Genomic DNA, 232 nt, shown 5'->3' on the forward strand with positions numbered 1-232 from the left:
CTGGGTGCGGCGAACCCCGCCGACTACCTGACCACCTGCCGCTACCTCGGCATGACCGTGGGCCGGTTCGCCAACCGGATCGACGGCGCCCGGTTCACCCTCGACGGTGTCGAGTACGTCCTCGACGCGAACGAGGGCGCGAACCAGTTGCACGGTGGGACGGACGGCTTCCACACCCGCACGTGGACGATCGCCGGACAGGGGTCCGACTGGGTCGAGTTCGGTCTGACCA

1 pseudogene is annotated in these 232 nt (G+C 69.0%); it reads left to right on the forward strand.

Annotated elements, in window-relative coordinates:
* Positions 1 to 232 (forward strand): annotated as a pseudogene (locus BN358_RS23350) (hypothetical protein); the annotation flags it as partial.

The organism is Sedimentibacter sp. B4 (genome assembly GCF_000309315.1).
Taxonomy (GTDB): domain Bacteria; phylum Bacillota; class Clostridia; order Tissierellales; family Sedimentibacteraceae; genus Sedimentibacter; species Sedimentibacter saalensis.